Genomic DNA, 1,808 nt, shown 5'->3' with positions numbered 1-1,808 from the left:
GGTTGGCCCCTCGAACTCGGGTTGCAGGATCAGGGTTCAAACCACCGGCTGCTGCTTCGGCCCAATGGTCGAGGTGGTGAGCGAGACCGGAAAAGGCAGAGCGAGACTCTGTCAGGTAAGGATCGAGGAGACGAGCGCAAGCGAACCACCGATGAACTGTCGAAAGCGTAGGGAAGACGTCAAAACCAAGGGGTAGTCGTTATCTTGGGATCAGTCTGAGCGATACCTGTTTACGGCTCAGGCGGCGTCCGGCAGGCGAGGTGGCGTGACCTCGGTTCAGGCTTCTGTGCGGAACGTGGGAACCTGTATCGCGATGCCAAGGGAATGGTTCAAGTGGAAGCCCCACAAGAGTCTGAGTACCAATGCGCGATGCAGGGACGGAGCCGTGTGTAGTAGTGACGAAGGCACTGTAATGGTGGCGGAGCGAAGGCACGGCACTGTCCCGCTTGATTGGAAGAACAACCGGAAACGGGAGGACTCTTTTGGGTCAAGCAAAGCCGTATGACATCCCCAAGCGCTGGGTTTGGGAGGCGTACAAACGGGTTAAAGCAAATCGGGGCGCAGCCGGTGTGGACGAGCAGTCGATCGAGGTGTTCGAGGCAGACTTGCAGAGCAATCTGTACAAGCTCTGGAATCGAATGTCTTCGGGCAGCTACTTTCCACCGCCGGTCAAGCGTGTGCAGATCGACAAGCGCGACGGCGGAAAGAGGCCGCTAGGAATTCCTACGGTGTCGGATCGCGTTGCTCAGGCGGTCGTCAAAGGATATCTGGAGCCGGATTTGGAGAAACACTTTCATCCAGACTCGTTCGGATATCGACCCGGAAAATCGGCGCTCGATGCCGTTGGGGTTGCTCGCCAGCGATGCTGGCGGCATCCCTTCGTGCTCGATCTCGACATTCGGGCCTATTTTGACTCGATATCGCATGAGCTTTTGCTCAAGGCGATTCGGAAGCACACGGACTGCGCTTGGGTGTTGTTGTACATTGAACGGTGGCTTAAAGCTCCCGTTCAACTGGAAGACGGCACCCTTGAACCCCGTGAGAAGGGCACGCCGCAGGGCTCGGTGGTATCACCGCTGATGGCGAATCTCTTTCTCCACTATACGTTCGACATGTGGATGCGAAGAAATCATCCGAGCATCCCGTTCGAGCGTTATGCCGATGATATTCTCTGCCATTGCGACAGTGAGCGGCAGGCACAACAACTGAAGGAGGCGCTTGCGAAGCGCTTTGCCGAATGCGGACTAGAGCTTCATCCGGACAAGACGAAGATAGTCTATTGTAAGGATGACGACCGGCGAGGTGATTATCCTGAACAGAAATTCGACTTTTTGGGCTACACGTTCCGCGCCCGTCGGTCGAAGAACCGTTGGGGAAAGCACTTCGTCAACTTCAGCCCCGGTGTCAGCAATGCCGCGACGAAGGCAATCCGACAGGAAATCCGTGCCTGGCAACTACGCTGCCGGGTGGATAAGAGGATTGACGACCTGGCGAGGATGTTCAACCCGATCATTCGAGGCTGGATGAACTACTATGGTCGGTACTACAAATCGGCGCTTTACCCGACACTACGCCATCTCGACCGATGTCTCGCGCGATGGGCGATGTCGAAATATAAACGTCTGCGGCGACATCGAAGACGGGCAGAGCACTGGGTACGGGACATTGCGTGCCGCACCCCCACGCTGTTGGCCCATTGGCCGATGCTGCACAAGACGGCGGCTGGACGGTAAGAGCCGGATGAGCGGAGACGTTCACGTCCGGATCTGTGAGCGCCTGGGGGTGAAACTCCCCCGGGCGACTCGACT

Annotated in this window: 1 protein-coding gene; it reads left to right on the top strand. The window is 57.2% G+C overall.

Annotation, left to right across the window (positions count from 1 at the left end):
- Nucleotides 1-482 precede the first annotated feature (482 nt).
- Nucleotides 483-1,733, top strand: coding sequence for a group II intron reverse transcriptase/maturase (gene ltrA / locus QJT82_RS45295; RefSeq protein WP_038372769.1), 1,251 nt, complete (start codon nucleotides 483-485; stop codon nucleotides 1,731-1,733).
- Nucleotides 1,734-1,808 lie beyond the last annotated feature (75 nt).

Source organism: Bradyrhizobium sp. Mp19 (assembly GCF_029952935.1).
Classification (GTDB): Bacteria; Pseudomonadota; Alphaproteobacteria; order Rhizobiales; family Xanthobacteraceae; genus Bradyrhizobium; species Bradyrhizobium elkanii.
This window is presented reverse-complemented; position numbering and strand designations above follow the sequence as displayed.